At 74.5% G+C, this 365-nt stretch carries 1 pseudogene; it reads right to left on the bottom strand.

Going from position 1 to position 365, the window contains the following annotated elements:
* Positions 1-365 (bottom strand): annotated as a pseudogene (locus WU80_RS24910) (serine/threonine protein kinase); the annotation flags it as partial.

Below are 365 nucleotides of genomic sequence, written 5' to 3'. Positions count from 1 at the left end.
GCGTTGGGGGCTTGGTAATAGGGCGGCGGGGTGTGGCTGGCCGCCGGAATCGGACCGCTCTCGGGCCGCCACTGCGGCGCCCCCTGACCCGGCACCGGGGTCGAGCCCGGTGGTGGGGCGGGTATCGGTGAGTTCTCGGCCGGCGGCGACGCGGGCGTCGCGGGCGTCGGGGGCGTCGGGGGTGTCGCGATGACGGTGCCGGGCAGGGTGGCTTCCTGGCTGCGGCGCAGGATGGTGTCGGCGTGGTCTTGGTCGGGGTTGCTCAGCGCCTCGTGGGCGGCCAGGGCCAGGTCCCCGGCGCTGGCGTAACGCTCCTCGGGCTTTTTGGCCATTCCCCGGGTGACCACCGCATCGAAGCCCTTGGG

This window comes from Mycobacterium sp. UM_11, from assembly GCF_001414075.1.
GTDB lineage: Bacteria > Actinomycetota > Actinomycetes > Mycobacteriales > Mycobacteriaceae > Mycobacterium.
Note: the sequence above shows the minus strand (reverse complement) of the source record. Positions and strands in the feature narration are given on the sequence as shown.